The organism is Streptosporangium amethystogenes subsp. fukuiense (genome assembly GCF_042665875.1).
Lineage (GTDB): Bacteria > Actinomycetota > Actinomycetes > Streptosporangiales > Streptosporangiaceae > Streptosporangium > Streptosporangium fukuiense.
In genome coordinates this window covers 7,670,280-7,685,816 of the sequence record NZ_JBHTEE010000001.1, presented here as the reverse complement: position 1 = coordinate 7,685,816, position 15,537 = coordinate 7,670,280, and the positions used below count along the sequence as shown (strand labels likewise).

General features: G+C 68.0%; 18 protein-coding genes. 2 read left to right on the top strand and 16 right to left on the bottom strand.

The window, feature by feature from the left end:
• Positions 1–10: 10 nt before the first annotated feature.
• The 4 genes from ACFQVD_RS34110 to ACFQVD_RS34095 are packed head-to-tail and all read right to left on the bottom strand — an operon-like array spanning position 11 to position 3,181.
• Positions 11–781 (bottom strand): sulfotransferase, encoded by a 771-nt coding sequence (locus ACFQVD_RS34110; RefSeq protein WP_343963234.1) that lies wholly within the window; start codon positions 779–781, stop codon positions 11–13.
• Complete coding sequence (locus ACFQVD_RS34105) at positions 778–1,620, bottom strand: sugar phosphate isomerase/epimerase family protein (RefSeq protein ID WP_343963233.1); 843 nt, start codon at positions 1,618–1,620, stop codon at positions 778–780. Before ACFQVD_RS34105 ends, ACFQVD_RS34110 begins: the two co-directional genes overlap by 4 nt.
• Positions 1,617–2,300 carry a hypothetical protein gene (locus tag ACFQVD_RS34100; RefSeq protein WP_343963232.1) on the bottom strand — a complete coding sequence of 228 codons (684 nt, stop codon included), beginning with the start codon at positions 2,298–2,300 and terminating at the stop codon, positions 1,617–1,619. The genes ACFQVD_RS34105 and ACFQVD_RS34100 overlap by 4 nt, the downstream gene beginning before the upstream one ends.
• On the bottom strand, positions 2,297–3,181 hold the full coding sequence (locus ACFQVD_RS34095) for a Gfo/Idh/MocA family protein (RefSeq protein WP_343963231.1): 885 nt from the start codon (positions 3,179–3,181) through the stop codon (positions 2,297–2,299). Before ACFQVD_RS34095 ends, ACFQVD_RS34100 begins: the two co-directional genes overlap by 4 nt.
• Positions 3,182–3,776: 595 nt before the next feature.
• On the opposite strand from ACFQVD_RS34095, the gene ACFQVD_RS34090 reads away from it, so the two are divergent.
• Together ACFQVD_RS34090 and ACFQVD_RS34085 are read left to right on the top strand one after the other, a co-directional pair.
• Positions 3,777–4,004 carry a hypothetical protein gene (locus ACFQVD_RS34090; protein ID WP_343963230.1) on the top strand — a complete coding sequence of 76 codons (228 nt, stop codon included), beginning with the start codon at positions 3,777–3,779 and terminating at the stop codon, positions 4,002–4,004.
• 199 nt (positions 4,005–4,203) lie between these two features.
• The gene (locus ACFQVD_RS34085) at positions 4,204–4,515 is read left to right on the top strand and encodes a hypothetical protein (protein WP_343963229.1); all 312 of its coding nucleotides are present in this window, start codon (positions 4,204–4,206) and stop codon (positions 4,513–4,515) included.
• A 131-nt stretch (positions 4,516–4,646) separates the two neighbouring features.
• Here the strand turns inward: ACFQVD_RS34085 and ACFQVD_RS34080 are convergent, their stop codons facing one another.
• From ACFQVD_RS34080 to ACFQVD_RS34025, 12 genes are all read right to left on the bottom strand, one after another.
• Positions 4,647–5,357, bottom strand: a complete 711-nt coding sequence (locus ACFQVD_RS34080) for a lipoyl protein ligase domain-containing protein (protein WP_343963228.1) — start codon at positions 5,355–5,357, stop codon at positions 4,647–4,649.
• A gap of 5 nt (positions 5,358–5,362) precedes the next feature.
• Complete coding sequence (locus ACFQVD_RS34075) at positions 5,363–6,034, bottom strand: 2-oxo acid dehydrogenase subunit E2 (protein ID WP_343963227.1); 672 nt, start codon at positions 6,032–6,034, stop codon at positions 5,363–5,365.
• A gap of 4 nt (positions 6,035–6,038) precedes the next feature.
• Positions 6,039–6,278: a biotin/lipoyl-containing protein gene (locus ACFQVD_RS34070; protein WP_343963226.1), complete on the bottom strand. Its 240-nt coding sequence runs from the start codon at positions 6,276–6,278 to the stop codon at positions 6,039–6,041.
• 34 nt (positions 6,279–6,312) lie between these two features.
• Positions 6,313–7,320, bottom strand: a complete 1,008-nt coding sequence (locus tag ACFQVD_RS34065) for an alpha-ketoacid dehydrogenase subunit beta (RefSeq protein ID WP_343963225.1) — start codon at positions 7,318–7,320, stop codon at positions 6,313–6,315.
• A complete protein-coding gene (locus tag ACFQVD_RS34060; protein WP_386368759.1) occupies positions 7,317–8,051 on the bottom strand; it encodes a thiamine pyrophosphate-dependent dehydrogenase E1 component subunit alpha in 735 nt (244 codons plus the stop codon). The genes ACFQVD_RS34065 and ACFQVD_RS34060 overlap by 4 nt, the downstream gene beginning before the upstream one ends.
• Positions 8,051–8,299 (bottom strand): thiamine pyrophosphate-dependent enzyme, encoded by a 249-nt coding sequence (locus tag ACFQVD_RS34055; RefSeq protein ID WP_386368756.1) that lies wholly within the window; start codon positions 8,297–8,299, stop codon positions 8,051–8,053. Before ACFQVD_RS34055 ends, ACFQVD_RS34060 begins: the two co-directional genes overlap by 1 nt.
• A 102-nt stretch (positions 8,300–8,401) precedes the next feature.
• Positions 8,402–9,373: a sugar-binding transcriptional regulator gene (locus tag ACFQVD_RS34050; RefSeq protein ID WP_343963222.1), complete on the bottom strand. Its 972-nt coding sequence runs from the start codon at positions 9,371–9,373 to the stop codon at positions 8,402–8,404.
• Between the two features lie 61 nt (positions 9,374–9,434).
• The gene (locus ACFQVD_RS34045; RefSeq protein ID WP_343963220.1) at positions 9,435–10,931 is read right to left on the bottom strand and encodes a sugar ABC transporter ATP-binding protein; all 1,497 of its coding nucleotides are present in this window, start codon (positions 10,929–10,931) and stop codon (positions 9,435–9,437) included.
• A complete protein-coding gene (locus tag ACFQVD_RS34040) occupies positions 10,928–11,884 on the bottom strand; it encodes a substrate-binding domain-containing protein (protein ID WP_343963219.1) in 957 nt (318 codons plus the stop codon). The genes ACFQVD_RS34045 and ACFQVD_RS34040 overlap by 4 nt, the downstream gene beginning before the upstream one ends.
• Positions 11,885–11,946: 62 nt before the next feature.
• Positions 11,947–12,966, bottom strand: a complete 1,020-nt coding sequence (locus ACFQVD_RS34035) for an ABC transporter permease (RefSeq protein ID WP_343963218.1) — start codon at positions 12,964–12,966, stop codon at positions 11,947–11,949.
• A gap of 48 nt (positions 12,967–13,014) precedes the next feature.
• A complete protein-coding gene (locus ACFQVD_RS34030) occupies positions 13,015–13,821 on the bottom strand; it encodes an SDR family NAD(P)-dependent oxidoreductase (protein ID WP_343963216.1) in 807 nt (268 codons plus the stop codon).
• Positions 13,818–15,344: an FGGY family carbohydrate kinase gene (locus ACFQVD_RS34025; protein WP_343963215.1), complete on the bottom strand. Its 1,527-nt coding sequence runs from the start codon at positions 15,342–15,344 to the stop codon at positions 13,818–13,820. The genes ACFQVD_RS34030 and ACFQVD_RS34025 overlap by 4 nt, the downstream gene beginning before the upstream one ends.
• Positions 15,345–15,537: the final 193 nt, after the last annotated feature.

The window sequence follows — 15,537 nt, the reverse complement described above, 5'->3', positions numbered from 1 at the left end:
TCGGTTCCCCTTACGGAATCGTGTGGCGGAGCGTCCGCCACACTGCTGCGATCTCCGGCGACGGTTCTTCGATCGCCGAAGGTCTGGTGGCCGAGAGAGCGTTGAGCGGGCCGGAGAGTTCCAGGCCGGTGAAGGTACTGAGCCGCTCGGTCGCCGCGCCCGAGCACAGCTCGTGGTAGTCGACGACGAGCCTCCGCTCGGGTGCGATCCGGTCGGCGCTCTCCAGCCAGGAGGTGTGCCAGGCCGCCCACTTCCGGCAGGCGTCGGCGGTCGAGGACGGCCGCCAGGGCCGGTCGCCCGTCCACTCCAGCTGTGAGGCGGCCGCCTCCAGCGGGTGCCGGACGAGCAGGATCACCCGCGGTCGAGGCAGCACGTCGAGGAGGCCGGGAAGGTCCAGCAGATACTCGTTGTACTTGTCGCCCCAGCAGGGCCAGTCCGCATAGGCCCGCTCGATCACGTGCCTGCAGGTGGCCACCGGGTCGGTGTGCTCGCCGCGGGCCACTTCCGCGGCGGTGTCGCGCAGGACCCTGTCGAGGTTCCCGAGCCAGCGGACCGCGTGTATCCCGCCCGGCGGTTTACGGTGGAGCGCGTGGCTGATCTCGTCGGCCCGGAAGTGCCGGCAGGCGAGGTCCGCCCTCGTGCACCAGCGGGCCAGCAGGTAGGGCAGTTTTCCGTTGACGGTGAAGATCCCGCCCATGGCGGCGTACGCCTTGCTCAGCGCGTACGCGAGCGCGGTCGTGCCCGAGCGCTGCGCGCCGAGAAGCAGAAGGGGCTCGGTCATGACGCGACCAGCGCTCGTAATGCCCGCATGCAGGTGACGCTGGCCGAATAACCACCTTCCGAGAAGGCGTCACCCCACGGACGGTCCCGCTGGTCCTGGGTGAGCACCCGTCCAGAACGCCAGTGGGTCTCCAGCGAGAGCCAGCCGGTGTAGTCGTCCGCGCCGAGCCTCTCGATGATCCGTCCCCAGGGCAGATCTCCGTCACCGAGTCGCACGTAGCCGCTGGTCCCGTCGGGGTCCTTCACGTGGATGTGGCCGATCACCTCTCGGCCGATCGTGTACTCCTCGGGAAAGGGGTCGGCGTGCCAGCCGCTGAAGACAGAGTTGCCCGGATCCCACAGCACACCGATCTCCGGTCGCCCGAGAGCCTCCAGAAAGGCGAGCGTCAACGCCATGGTCGGCGTATTGGTCCGGGTACCGGTCTCCACAAGAAGCCGTACGCCTGCCAGCTCCAGACCGTCCAGCACCTCCGCGGCGACCAGCGCCGCGGTCTTCGGGTCAGGATCGCCGTCACGGTAGAAGGTGAAGATCCGCACATGCGGCGAACCGAGTATGTTCGCCTGCTCGATCGCGCGGCCGAGCAGGTTCCGAGTCGCCGCCACGTCGGCGTCGGTCCGGGGCATCTTCCGCTTCAGCGCCGGCGGGCAGAAGCCGGCCACGGCCAGATTCCGCTCCGTCAATGTCCGGCGTATGTCGCCAAGCTGCGCGTCGCTCAGCACATGCGGCGGCACGTTGGCCACCGAACGAATCTCGACGCCGGTGAGACCACACTCGACCACGGCATCGGCGGCCCGGGCCAGATCCTGATCGACCTCGTCGTTGATGATCGCCAGCTTCATCGGAAATCCTTCCAGACTCTGCGGAGCACCTGGAGGTCCGCCTGGGGCGCGCCGGCCCGGGACTCCACGGTGATGTCGACGCCGGTGGAGGCGAAAGGTGCCAACCAGCCCAGGTCCTCGCAGTCAAGCGCGCGATGCCGGGGCCGCTCGTTCGGATCGGACGGGAGGGTGAAACCCTTGACCTGGATCGCGGCGGTACGGGTCAGCAACCGGGCCTCCTCGGATCGGACATCGGCGCCGATCTGGGCGAGCCCCAGGTTGTCGAGGACCAGCCGGCAGCCGTACCGGTCACAGAGTCGCAGGAGTTCGTCGATCGCCGCGTACCCGTTATGGGTTTCGACGAGTACCTGCTCGGCTTCCCTGCCCCGGACCAGCTCGGCGAACTGCTGGGCGGTGCTCGTCGCCGCCAGCGCGCCCGCCTCGGCGAACACCTTGATCGCATGGCCCGCGAATCGGGTCGCGGCAGCGGTGTCCTGCCCTGGCCGGCCCAGCACCACGGAGATGCCCACGAACGCCACGGGCAGACCGTCCAGGCCCTCGATCCCCTCGTCCTCCCAAGCGTGGCCCTTGCCCGCCCGGAGATCGACGACCTCACCGAGAGCCGCCCGGGTCAGCCGCGCGAATTCGGCGGCGGTGAGCCGGGGAGCCGATCCCGAGGAAAGTCCGAGCCTGGAGCTCATCGGGCACCCATCTCCCGCAGCGCGTCCAGCACGACCATCGCCGGGCGGGTCCGGTGCAGCGCCGAGCGGTCGGGCCCGACGGACAACTCCCCGTACACCCGCGCCCTGGCCTGTGACGTGGTGAGTTCCCTGGCGCCGACGGTCTCGTCTCCCCGCTGGAACTCGACGGCACCGTCCCGGATTTCGAGCCTGCGGTCATCGGCCAGCAGGATCAGTCGCTCCGCACGCGTGCTCACATCGGCGGTGACCGTGAAGTTCAGCGTGGCACCCGACGCGAACCGGATCAGGCCGCTGCTTCGCAGATCGATTCCAGGGGCGCACTCGTGATAGTCGGCGATCTCGACCCGCTCGACCTCGCCCAGTACCTGGCAGGCCAGATCGAGGTAGTGAACACCCAGGTGCGCCATGATTCCGCCCAGCGCACTGCTGGAGTCGCCACGCCACCCCCGATAGTGCCGGACCGCGTCCCTGGGCCGGCTGACCAGGAGGACGCCGGTGGCGCCGCCCGGCCAGTCCAGCAGTGCTTCGCGAGGAAGCCGGAACCGATGCTGCAGCATGACGGCGACCGTCCCGGGTTCGGCGACGATCCGGTCGAACTCTGCCACGGACATCGCCGGTGGCTTCTCCACCAGGACCTTCTTGTTCGCCCGCAACGCTTCGACGACCCGATCCGCTCGGCCACCCGGCGGCAGGCAGAGCGCGACGGTGTCTATCGTTGAGTCCGACAACACCGCGTCCCACGACGGCAGCCTCAGTTCCTCCGGAAGGAGGATTTCGTGATCGGTGTCGAGGATGCCCGCGAGCGATACCTGAGCGACCTGCCGAATGGCCTCTTCATGCTGTCGGCCGGCCCCCCCGTACCCGACGATCGCAACCCGCATGATTCCCCTCCGAAGTCGTGCAGTACGTTACGATGGGTGACGGTCAGCTACTCGACAGCCAAGTTGAGGCGATCACGCAGGCACACTGATCGGTGACCGAGCAGGCGATAGCCCTGTACGTGCAGGTATGGCAGCTGGAATGCGCAAAGCCTTCCCCCCGTCCGCCCCCGTCGCGGACAGGGGAGTGGCGAACTCCCCGAAGCGCATCGTCACCCCGATGTCATTCAAAATCTGTGGACCTGACCATGCACGTACACACCGGCGCCTGTCGACCCTTTACGACATTGCTTTCTTTTTGGTCGTATTGATCTCGACCGCGCCCTGTTCACCTGAGGCCGGTACGACCCGGCATTCGGCCGTTCACTCCGCGGACGGCGATCACGCCATTCTACGCCCACCGAAAACCATATTATAACTGCCAATAAATAAATCCGGACAGGTCAATACCTCTGCGGAACGCCGCCAAGGGGATCCGGTCGGGGAGCGTCGAACGAGGTGGTCCGGGCCGAATCGACACTCGGATCCGGCGCGGCGCGAGTGGCCGGCGGCCGCCGCACCGCCGCGCCCGCCGTGGCGGCCCGCCTGCGCCGGCGCCATGATCGTAATTACACCGGCCGCGACAGGTGCGCACCTTTTCGGTCATCGACTTCCGCCGGCCCCCGGGGCGTACCGGGTCGGCATCTCCCCGGCCACCGCCAGTCAGCACACGGCTGTGCTGCGCAACGCCGGGCTCCTGACCACCGGCCGGATGGGCGGGGCCGTCCTGCACACGCCGCCCCCTCCCGGCTCGGCCCTGCTCTCCGGCGACTCCACGACAGCTTGAGCCGCGGCCAGAGAACAACTGTCACGCCCATCGCGGCGGCCCGGCGAGGTGCGACCGGGAACGGAGGAGATGCGATCCCTCTCCGTGGTCGATCCGAGCCTTTAATCCACGCCTTAAAGGCATTGCGGGAGATTTACAAAATGAGTCAGGCCGACCAACGAGCGACGACCGGTAGAAACCGTTAGAAAGGATGTACGGCATGCGTTTCAAGCTCGCAGGCGCAGCGGTTTCCGCTGTTCTCGCGTCGACCGCCCTGCTCGTCTCGCCGACGACCGAACAGGCCCATTCAGCCGCTCCGAGCTGCGTGCGCCCGCCCCATGCGCGCAACGGGGAGGGCGCGGGCACCATGCGTGGTGATTTCAACCTCAAGACGGCGCCATACGCCCACTGCGGCAATGTCAAGCGTCTCAGCCGGTCAACAGCGTATACAGGAATGAATACGGGAAGTTCTGGTGGTGGGTTCGCGTGGCAGGAACATCCACTTACGGATGGATGGCGAATGACAACCTGAGATTCATCGACACCGACGAGAACGGTAACGGCGTAAACGATCCTGCCGATTGTTGACGAGGCGGGGAAGCCCCTGTGCCCGCATAACAGGTCACATGGCTCTCTCACGTTCGTTCGGGATCGCAGATGGGCTCACGTGAGGACGTCGCGGCGGGCGATGATGTCGTCGGGGCGTACGAGCCCGTGCCTGACGTACGCCGTGGTGATCGCGGCGGCGACGGTGTGCGGGTCGGGAATGCCCACCTCCTCCTCGACCGTGCCGACCGTCGCGGGGTCCAGTTCCAGGCCCAGCGCGTCGTAGCAGGCCAGTGCCACTTCGCGGAGCGCGGGACCGCCGTGGACCTGCACGACGGAGCTGACCAGCCAGGAGCGCCCCCGGATCCGCTGGGCGATACCGGCGATCTTGACTCGGCCCCGGGCGTTGACGCTGTGGTCGCCCGGGCAGTACTCCCGGGGCACCGGGCCGACGCGGGCGTCCAGGCCGAGGGAGGCCAGGGCGGCGCGCAGCGCCTCGGCGACCACGGTGAAGCGGTGGTGCGGGGACACCACGCCGTCCGGGTCGACGCCGTAGTGATCGAGGACCAGGCTGCCCTCGTGCAGGGGGGCGGCCGATCCGCCGACCGGGCGGACGTGGGCGGCGAAGCCGTGCGCCGCGGCCGCCGCGGCGGCGAGCTCGAACCGGGGGTTCCTCGTGTCACGACGGCTGAAGGCGACGACCGGCCGTAACCGGCGGACATGGAGGACGGGGGATGTCCGCTCCTCTCGCGAGAACTCCCGCAGGAGACCCGCGACGTGCTGAAACGGGTCTCCTGCCGAGGGGTCGGTCAGATCGGCGGCGGGCACGGGGATCAAGGTGTCTCGATCAGAGCGCGCAGTTCCGTGAGGAAGGCGGCGCCCGTCGCGCCGTCGACCGCTCGGTGATCGCAGGTGAGCGTGAAGTCGGCCTGGGGGACCCACGCCTCCACGCCGTCCCGGCGGACGTACCGCTCCGTGGTCGCGCCGATCGCGAGAATCGCCACCTGCGGCACGTTGAGTATCGCAGTGAACCGGTCGATGCCCTGCATGCCGAGGTTGGAGATGGTGAAGGTGCCCCCGGTCACGTCGGCCCTGCCGAGCCGGCCCGCCCGCGCCCGGGAGACGAGATCACGGCGGGCCGCCCTGATCTCCGGCAGCGCCAGCCGGTCGGCGCCCTGGACCACGGGAACCATGAGGCCCGCGTCGGTCGCGACCGCCACACCGATATTGACCTGGTCGACCTGTGTGACGGCCAGGTCGTCGTACCACGCGTTGAGCTGCGGGTGTCCCACCAGTGCTCTCGCGCAGCACTCGATCAGCCGGTCGGTCACGGTCGCTTCCGGGTCGCGCCGCTTCACCGTGAGCGCGGCCGACATGTCCACGGCGATCGTCAGGGTGAAGGCCGGCGCCTCCCACGCCTTGATCATCTTGCGCGCCGCGGCCCGCCTGATACCGGTCAGCGGCACCGCGTCGCGCACGGCGGGGCCGCTCCCCTCAACGGTCATCGTCCTAGTCCGTCTCGATGACGGCGATGACCGAGCGGACCTCCACGGTCTCCCCCTCGGACACGAGGATCTCGGTGAGAACGCCTGTCGCCGGAGACTCCACGGTCTCCTCGACCTTCTCGGCCTCGACGTCGGCGAGTGGTTCGTCCTCGACGACCCGCTCGCCGACCTTCTTGAGCCAGCAGGACACCGTCCCCTCGCTCATGCCCATTCCCCACTGCGGGAGCAGTACCTCAACCCTCATTTTCCAGCTTCCTTTCCTGTATGTCCGAACATCGTTACGCCGGTAGGAGACCGGTCACCCGCCGGAGCGCGGCGGTGATGCCATCGCGCGTGGGGTACATCTGCTGCTCAAGGCTCGGGCTGAACGGGATCTGCATGTCCGGCGCGGTGAGCCGGACGATGGGCGCCTTGAGCGCGTCGAACACCTCCTCCGCGACGAGGGCCGATATCTCGGCCGCGGCCCCGCAGGTACGGTGGGCCGGTTCGACCACGACGAGCCGCCCGGTCTTCGCGACCGAGCTGAGGATCGCGGTCGTGTCCAGGGGCACGAGCGTGCGCGGGTCGATGACCTCGACCGACACGCCTTCCTCCGCGAGGCGGTCGGCGGCTGCGCACGCGTCGGGCACGGAACCGGAGATCGCGACGAGGGTGACGTCGGTCCCCTCCCTGGCCGTCCGCGCGACCCCCAGGGGGATTCTGAAGGCCTCGTCGCTGACCTCGCCCTTCAGCCCCCACAGCTTCACGGCCTCGAATGCCAGCACCGGGTCATCGGAGTCGATGGCGGCGCGGAGCAGCCCCTTGGCGTCCTCGGGTGACGCGGGGGCGATGATCTTCAGCCCGGGTATGTTCATGAACATCGGGTACGGCCGGTCCGAGTGGTGCGCGCCCGTGTTGAGGCCGTAGAACATCGCCGAGCGGAAGACGACGGGCATGGACGCCTGGCCGCCGAACATGTAGCGGTTCTTCGCGACCTGGTTGACGAACTGGTCCATCGCCATGTACAGGAAGCTCGAATAGGAGAGGTCGACGATGGGGCGCAGCCCTGTCATCGCGGCACCGGCCGCGATGCCCACGATCCCTTCCTCGGAGATCGGGGTGTTCCTGATGCGGTTACGACCGAACAACTGCAGGAAGTCGCCTTCGCTGCTTCGCGACTTTCCGCCGCCCGTCGTGCCGTAGACGTTGGCCTCGACGTCCTCGCCCACGATGACGACGCGCTCATCGGCCTCCATCGCCTCGCGCTGCGCGGCGCCGATGGCTCCGAGGTAGCTCATGATGCTCATACGGCGGTCACCTCATCGGTGTACAGGTCCTCGAATGCGACGGACGGCTCGGGATAGGGGCTTTCGTTCGCGAACTCGACCGCACGATCGACCTCGTCCATGACTTCCGCGTCGAGCGCCCTGAGTTGTTCGTCGGTGACTCCGCGATCGCGGAGCCGCGCGGCGAGGTGATCCAGCGGATCACGGCTGAGCCACTCACTGACCTGCGCTTTGTCACGGTAGTTATCGATGCGCAGGCCCTCGGAGTGCTCGTTGAAGCGGTAGGTCATGACCTCCACCAGGCTCGGGCCCTCGCCCGACCTGGCGCGGTCGGCCGCGGTCTTCACCGCGTCGTACACCGCGAGCGCGTCCTGTCCGTCGTCGACACGGACGCCGGGGATGTCGAACCCGGCCGCGCGCTCGAAGATGTTGCCGGAGGTCACGGTGTGCGCCGGCGTGCTGAGCGCGTACTGGTTGTTCTCACACAGGAAGACGACCGGCAGCTTCCAGACGCCCGCCATGTTCATGGCCTCGTAGAGGACTCCCTGGTTGGCGGCGCCGTCGCCGAAGAACGCGAGCGAGACCCGCGGGCGGCCAAGGATCTTCGACGCGAACGCGGAGCCGGCCGCGATCGGGATGGAGGATCCGACGATGCCGGACTCGCCCAGGCTGCCGACCGAGAAGTCGGCCAGGTGCAGCGACCCGCCCTTACCCCGGCACACTCCGGTGGCCTTGCCCACGAGCTCGGCCATCAGCGGGCCGAGGAGGAGCCCTTGCCGATGGGATGGCCGTGACTGCGATGGTTCCCCGTCATGTAGTCGTCGTCGTCGAGCGCCATGCAGGCTCCGACGACCTGAGCCTCCTGGCCGATGCTGGTGTGCACGGCTCCAGGGATCAGGCCGCGTTTGACCATCTTCGCCGCGCGCTCCTCGAAGCGCCGAATGCGCGTCATCCGCCGCTGCATCTCCAGCAGCGTGGACGTTGGTATGTCGGTCCGCACAGATCCTCCTTTGCATATATATTCAATTGCGAATGGCTATTCTCAATAATACTGTCGAAGGGCCGGGTAGCACCCTTCGGGGTTCTGTGCCGGTTCTTCCGGTCAGCTGTCGGCGACGAGCGCCTGCGCGGTATCCAGGTCGGTGACGATGACGTCGACCCATCCCCCGCGAAGGGCGCCGCGGATGGCCTCGAACTTGCGCGCGCCACCGGCGATGCCCACACGTCGCGGCGTCTTCAACAGCGCCTCGACGCCGATGCCCACCACCAGGTCGTTGAACTCGGTGTCGATCGGCCGCCCATCGGCGTCGAAGAAACGCATCGCCACGTCGCCCACCGCGCCGAGTTCACGCAACGTCCGCATCTGCGCCTCGGACACGGCGTTGCCGGAGACCTGGAGCAGCGGCGACGGCGTGACGCTGCCGATGCCGACGAGAACATCGGTGAGACGTTCCCAGGCCTGCGCCGTCTCGACGACGTTCGGGTCCTGGAAAAGGGCCTCGCGCGCGGACGGCGTCGCGACGATGCCCGGCGTGGGCAGGAACATAGGGGTGCCGCCCGCGATGCGGGCCAGCCGGAACGTGAGCTCTGTCGCCTTGAGCTGCGCCTCCGGTTGTCCCACTCCGCCCATGATCTGCACGATGGACTCGGCGCGCCGGTGCTTGAGGGGCACCATCGAGTCGACGGTCGCCAGCAGGGTCTCCGACCAGGAGGAGAACCCGACGCGCGCGCCGTTCGCGAGCGTCGCCTCAAGGTAGGTCGCCGCCGCCGCCCCCAGTGCCCACATGGTGGAGCGTTCGTCGCCACTGCTCTCGACGACGAGTGCCTGTCGCAGCCCGTACCTCCGTACGAGCTGCTCCTCCAGCTCCGGGTGGACGCCCTCGGGCGGCAACACGACCGTGCGTACGATCCCCAGCTCCACCGCCTGCTTGAGCCATCGCGACACCCGCGACTGGGAGATGCGCAGCTGCTCGGCGATGGCCGGCTGGGTCATGTTCTGCTCGTGATACATCCGCGCGACCTGCACGATCATGGCTACCGAGTCGCGACTCTCGTTGCCCGTTCTCCCGATCACGCGGCTTCTCCTTTCTGAACCGTCGATGTCACCGATCGCTCCGGTCCGCGGTGGCACATGTTCACTGGGTGGCGTACGCCATGACGCGGTCGGCGGTCGCCTCCGCCGCCTCCATGATCCCTTGATTCCGTCCTTGGGCAAGAACCATGATCCGGTGCGCGAGACCGAGCACCTCTTCCAGGTCCGAGGAGACCACGATGATCGCCTTACCCTGCTGTGCGAGTTCGGAGATGATCTCGTAGATCGACGCGCGTGCGCCGACGTCGATGCCCCGGGTCGGCTCGTCGAGGATGATGACCTTCGGATCCGACGAAAGCCACTTGGAAAGGACGACTTTCTGCTGGTTACCGCCGGACAGGGTCGCCACCGGGTCACCGATATCACCTTTGATGCCGAATCGCGCGGCGGCCTTCCGGGCGAATCTGGTGACGCCCGAGGGGGTGACGAAGCCGTACCGCGTTATGGCGGCGAGATTCGGCAGCGCGATGTTGTCTTCGATGGTGTCGGAAAGGATGACGCCCTGTCGTTTGCGGTCTTCGGGGATGAGGGCGACCCCCACCGCCTTGGCCGCGATCGGATCGTTCGAGGGGAGCGGCACACCGTCGATCCTGATCTCGCCGCAGCGGAGTGGTTCCAGCGAGGCGATGGACCGCACCAGTTCGGTGCGTCCGGCACCGACGATGCCCGCGATGCCGAAGACCTCCCCGGCGCGCACGGTGAGTGAGATGTCCTCGAAGCGGCCGGCCCGGTCGGAGATGCCCTCGACCGACAGCACGACCTCGTCGCGCGGGGGGTCGAACTCCGGAAAAAGGCGGTCGACGCTGCGTCCGACCATCTCCCGTACCAGCATGTCAGGGGCGATCCCCCCGCTGTCGTGCTCCGCGACCTTCTCCCCGTCGCGGAGCACGACGACGCGGTCCGCTATCTGCGCGATCTCCGCGAGACGGTGGCTGACATAGACGAACGAGACACCCTGCGCCCTGAGCGAGCGAATGCACTCCAACAGCGCGCTCGTCTCCGTCTCGCCGAGGGCGGCGGTCGGCTCGTCGAGGATGAGCAGCGCGGCGTCGAGCATGAGCGCCTTGGCGATCTCCACCTGCTGCTGGCCTGCGACGCTCAGTTCCCGGACGGGCTGATTCATCCGGCCGGTGAACCCGACCTTGCGCAGCTGCTCCTGCGCCTGCCGGAGCATCGTCTTCCCACTGAGGAAACCGGCGCGGGTGGGCCATCGGCCGACCGCGACGTTCTCGGCCACGGTCAGGTCGGGGAGCAGCCGCATCTCCTGATGAATCATGCCGATGCCTCGCGTGATCGCGTCGCGCGGCGTCGCGGGTGAGTACGGTCGGCCCTGCCATGTCATGGTGCCCGTGGAGGGCTGGATCGCACCGGCGATGATACCGGACAGGGTGGATTTTCCGGCGCCGTTCTCACCGAGAAGGGCGATCACCTCACCCGGCCGCACCTCAAGGTCGATTCCACGCAGTGCGGTGGTGCCCGGATACGACTTCGAGATTCCGCGAACCGTCAGTACCGGACTTGGAGCGGGCTCGTTCGTCACGGGTGGTTCGCAATGTACTGGTCGACGTTCTCCCCGGTCGTCAAGATGCCCTTCTGCAACTGCTCGGCGGGCACCTGCTCCTTTTTGATCAGCTTCAGCGTCGACTGGACGGCGAGCTTGCCCATGAGCGTCGTCTGCTGGGTGACGGTCGCGGCGAGCAGGCCGCTCTTCACCGCCTCAAGACCCGAGGGGTCTCCGTCGAATCCGACGACGAGCATGTCCTTGGACCCGGCGTTGCGCGCGGCCTGGGCCGCGCCGAGCGCGAGCCCGTCGGCCCGCCCGAAGATGATGTCGATGTTCGGGTGTGCCTGGAGGAGGTCCGTGGTGATCTGGTAGCCCTCGTCCTGGAGCCATGCCTTGGAAGCCTGGCGTGCGACTTCCTTGATCTTGCTGCCCTCGACGCCCTTCTTGAACCCCTGGTCACGCGCCTCCTCAGGGGTGGTGCCGAGCTGGCCCTGGATGATCGCGAGGTTGCCCTTGTCGCCGGCGTTCTTCACGACCCACTCGCCGAGTTCCTGCGCGGCGGCGACGCTGTCGGTGGCGATGAACGTGTCGCCCGGGGCGTCCTTGGGATTGCGGTCGACCGTGACGACCGGGATCTCGGCCGACTTCGCGGCGCGTACCGGAACCGTCGCCGCGGCGGCGCCCGCCGGGATGTAGATGAGCCCGTCGACCCCCCGGGTGATGAAGTCCTGGACCTGGCTGACCTGGTCGTCGGCGTCGTTCTTGGCGTCCGCGACCAGGACCTTCACGTTCTCGCGCTTGGCCTCGTCCTCGACCCACTTGCGGATCGCCACGTAGAAGGGAGACTGCTGGTTGGGCACCGCGAGACCGATCGTGATCTCGCCGTCGTCGGCACTGGTGCTCGACGCGCACGCGCCGAGCGTCGTGGACAGTACGGCCGCGGCCATCAGTCCGACGAGCATCTTCGCGGGCCGGCGGGTTTTGTACATTCGAGGGGTTCCTTTCCCGGCGATTCCTATGGGAACGTTCCAGATCTCTTGCCGGCCGCCGGTCATGTGCTTCTTTCCTTGCGGCGCCGGAGAACGTCGGTGAACACGGCGGCGGCGATGACGACGCCGATGATGACCTGCTGGAGAAACGGCGACACGCCCAGGAGGTTGAGTCCGTTGTGCATGACGCCGACGATGAGCACGCCGACGAGCGTGCCGGTGATCCGGCCGACCCCGCCCGCGAGGCTGGCGCCTCCGATGACGACGGCGGCGATGACGTCAAGTTCGAGCCCTTCTCCCGCGCTGGGCTGGGAGGAGTCGAGACGGCTGGCGAGCACGATGGCCGCGAGCCCGGCCGTGAGGCCGGCCACGACGTACACCCAGGTCGTCACGGCCTTGACCTTGATGCCGGCCAGACGGGCGACTTCCGGGCTGCCGCCGACCGCGTAGACCGAGCGGCCGCTTGACCGATACTTGAGGATGGTCCACCCGATGACGTAGAGCACGATCAGCGCGATCAACGTGATCGAGAGGAAGCCGCCGTACCTGGTCGACGCCAGTGAGTAGAACCACTCGGGGTAGCCGGTGATCTGACGTCCGTCCGTGGTCATGTTGGCCAGACCTCGGGCGACCGACATCATGGCGAGCGTCGCGATGAACGGCGGCAGTCTCGTCAGTGTGACCGCGAGGCCGTTGACCAGCCCGGCGAGGCCGCCGACCGCCACACAGGCGATCATCGCGAACCACAGTGGCATCCCGCCGTCGTGGGAGAGCCAGCCGAGGACCATCACCGACAGCGCGAACACGGATCCGACCGACAGGTCGATACCACCGGTGATGATGACGGCGGTGGCGCCCAGCGCGAGTATCCCGAGTACGGTCACCTGGTCGAGGATGTTGATCAGGTTGATGGGCTTGGCGAAATTGGGCGCGAAGATCGCCATGATGACGACGAGCACCACCAGGCCCAGGAACGGGCCGCCCACTCCGTCGAGGATCCACGCCACGCCTTTGACCGCGCCGCGCCGTGACCGCCGGCCGTCATCGGCGCGGGGGCCGGCGCTCGCGGGATTCTGGGTCATGGCCACTTCTGGCTCCAATGGGGCTTACGGATGTTCGGGTGGTCCATGTCAGTCCATCGACATTCCGCCGTCGACGTTGATCGTCTGACCGGTTATGTAGGAGGCGGCGTCGGAGGCGAGGAAGAGCAGGAGGTTGGCCACATCGGCCTCGGTGGCGGGTCGCTGCAGCGGGATGTCGCGGATCCACTCCGCCACGAGCTCGCCGGGCCGGTAGTCCCCGAGCTTGGAGCCCCAGGCGCCGTCCAGGTAGCCCCACATATCGGTCATCACGATGCCGGGGCAGTACGCGTTCACCCGGATGTTGTCCTTGGCGAGTTCCTTGGCGAGGGACTGCGTCATGCCGACGACCCCGAACTTGCTGGCCGCGTAGTGCGGGGTGAAGACGAACCCCTCCCGCGCCTGGGCGCTCGCGGCGTTGAGGATCACACCGCCGCCACTCTCGCGCAGCAGCGGCGCGGCCTCTCGCGCCACGATGAAATGGCCGACCGTGTTGACGTCGAGGACGCGCTTGAACTCCTCCGTCGTCAGGTCGGTGAGCCGTTCGACGCTGATCACGCCCGCGTTGTTGATGAGGACGTCGATACGCCCCCACTCCTCGGCCGCCACCGCGACGGCCGCCCTGACGGCCGCGTCGTCGGTGACGTCGGCCGTACAGGCACGCGCGTCGAGCCCGTCGGCACGCAGCCGCTTCGCCGTCTCGTGCACCTGGTCATCGCGGTCGACCAGCAGTACCGCGGCTCCCGCCGCCGCGAAGGAACGGGAGATCGTGCATCCCATGCCACGGGCGGCGCCTGTCACCAGCACCTTCTTGCCGGCGAAGTGCCCGGCGAAGATGTTCGATGCCTGTTCGTTCATTTATCGCTCTGCTTTCTGGGGGTACCTGGCTGGAATCGGGAGCGTTCGATCGCCGATCGCCACGTCCGACGGCGGGCGTCGGCCTCGGATCTCTCGATCAAGGGGTCGAACGGCGAGCGGTCCCTGGGGAGGCGAAGGCACTCGTCCGCCGTCCACAACCCGCAGCCGACGCCGGCCAGATGGGCGGCACCGGTGGCGGAGAGCTCGGCGATGTTGCTGCGCACCACGCGCCGCCGGCTCAGATCGGCCTGCACCTGCATGAGCCAGTCGTTCTGGCTGGGGCCGCCGTCGGCGAGCACCGTGTCGATCGGGGAGCCGAGGCGTTCTTCGACCGCGGAGAACAGGTCCTCGGTCTGCAACGCCACCGACTCGAACGCCGCGCGGGCCAGATGGCCCGGACCGGTGCCCAGCCCGAAGCCGCTGATCAGTCCCACCGCCGACTCGTCCCACCAGGGCGCACCCAGACCGGCGAAGGCCGGTACGAGATCGACGCCCTGGGTGTCGGGAACGGACTGCGCGAGCGCGCTGAGCTGCGCCGGGTCGACTCCGAGGATCTTCGCGAGCCACAGCAGCGTGGCGCCGGTCGACAGGATCGTCCCCTCGAAGGCGAAGGCCGGCGCGGGGTCGGCCCACGCGATGGTGGTGACCAGCCCGTCCAGGACGCGGGCGCCGGGCCGGCCGTCGTCAACGTCGGCGAGGCCCATGATCGAGCTGCCACTGCCGTATGTCGCCTTCACCTGGCCGGGAGCGCGCACCCCGTGGGCGTACAGGGCGGCGTGCGAGTCGCCGAGGATTCCGTGGATGCTCGTGCCCCGGGGAACGCCGGGGATGTCGACGAGCGCGGCCGTCGCCTCGGTCGACGCCGAGACGCGCGGCAGGCAGACGGGCGGGATGCGGAACACTTCGAGCAGCTCGCCGTCCCAGGTCAGCGTCTCCAGGTTGAGCAGCTGGGTACGGCTGGCGTTGCCGATCTCGATGCGGTGCTCGCCGGTCAGCGTCCAGGTCAGCCAGGAGTCGATCGTGCCGAGCGCGATCTCGCCCCGGCGGGCCGCCTCACGGTCGGGATCGACCTGGTCCAGCAGCCATTCGTACTTGAGCGCGGAGAACATCGGGTCGAGCGGAAGGCCCGTCTTCGCGCGGATCCTGGCGGCCCAGCCGGACTCCTCCAGTGGGCGTACCCGATCCGCGGTGCGCCGGTCCTGCCATCCGAGGACCGGGCCGAGGGGCTCGCCCGTCCTGCGGCTCCAGATGACGGCGGACTCGCGCTGGTTCGACAGACCGATACCGACGAGTTCGACGTCCACCGAGTCCAGGACGGTCACCAGCGCCGCGACAACGCTCTCGCGGATCTCGTTCGCGTCCTGCTCCACCCAGCCCGGAGCGGGGTCGGCCCGGCCGATTCCGACCGAGGACCTGCCGAGGACCCTGCCGTCGGCGCCCACCACGACCGCCTTGCTGGAACTCGTCCCCTGATCGATGGCGGCGACCGCGGGGACACCCCTGGGCTTGCTGGCGTCAGCCACGATGATCTCTCCTGCCGAATGTCACACGAACTGTGCGGAGGTGGCGAACGATCGTGTCGGCGCCGCACCACACAGGCTATTTGCATAAATATTCAGTAATGAATGGCTGGTCAGTAGATGGTGGCAGCGAGCGGATGAGCGTGTCAACAGTCACGCGTTCAAAGAGTTCACTCGCGGAAAACGACGCGGTGAG

Coding starts and splice junctions, on each gene's coding strand:
- ACFQVD_RS34110 (WP_343963234.1), bottom strand. CDS start 781: ATGACCGAGCCCCTTCTGCTTCTCGGCGCGCAGCGCTCGGGCACGACC.
- ACFQVD_RS34105 (WP_343963233.1), bottom strand. CDS start 1,620: ATGAAGCTGGCGATCATCAACGACGAGGTCGATCAGGATCTGGCCCGG.
- ACFQVD_RS34100 (WP_343963232.1), bottom strand. CDS start 2,300: ATGAGCTCCAGGCTCGGACTTTCCTCGGGATCGGCTCCCCGGCTCACC.
- ACFQVD_RS34095 (WP_343963231.1), bottom strand. CDS start 3,181: ATGCGGGTTGCGATCGTCGGGTACGGGGGGGCCGGCCGACAGCATGAA.
- ACFQVD_RS34090 (WP_343963230.1), top strand. CDS start 3,777: ATGATCGTAATTACACCGGCCGCGACAGGTGCGCACCTTTTCGGTCAT.
- ACFQVD_RS34085 (WP_343963229.1), top strand. CDS start 4,204: ATGCGTTTCAAGCTCGCAGGCGCAGCGGTTTCCGCTGTTCTCGCGTCG.
- ACFQVD_RS34075 (WP_343963227.1), bottom strand. CDS start 6,034: ATGACCGTTGAGGGGAGCGGCCCCGCCGTGCGCGACGCGGTGCCGCTG.
- ACFQVD_RS34070 (WP_343963226.1), bottom strand. CDS start 6,278: ATGAGGGTTGAGGTACTGCTCCCGCAGTGGGGAATGGGCATGAGCGAG.
- ACFQVD_RS34065 (WP_343963225.1), bottom strand. CDS start 7,320: ATGAGCATCATGAGCTACCTCGGAGCCATCGGCGCCGCGCAGCGCGAG.
- ACFQVD_RS34060 (WP_386368759.1), bottom strand. CDS start 8,051: ATGGCCGAGCTCGTGGGCAAGGCCACCGGAGTGTGCCGGGGTAAGGGC.
- ACFQVD_RS34040 (WP_343963219.1), bottom strand. CDS start 11,884: ATGTACAAAACCCGCCGGCCCGCGAAGATGCTCGTCGGACTGATGGCC.
- ACFQVD_RS34035 (WP_343963218.1), bottom strand. CDS start 12,966: ATGACCCAGAATCCCGCGAGCGCCGGCCCCCGCGCCGATGACGGCCGG.
- ACFQVD_RS34030 (WP_343963216.1), bottom strand. CDS start 13,821: ATGAACGAACAGGCATCGAACATCTTCGCCGGGCACTTCGCCGGCAAG.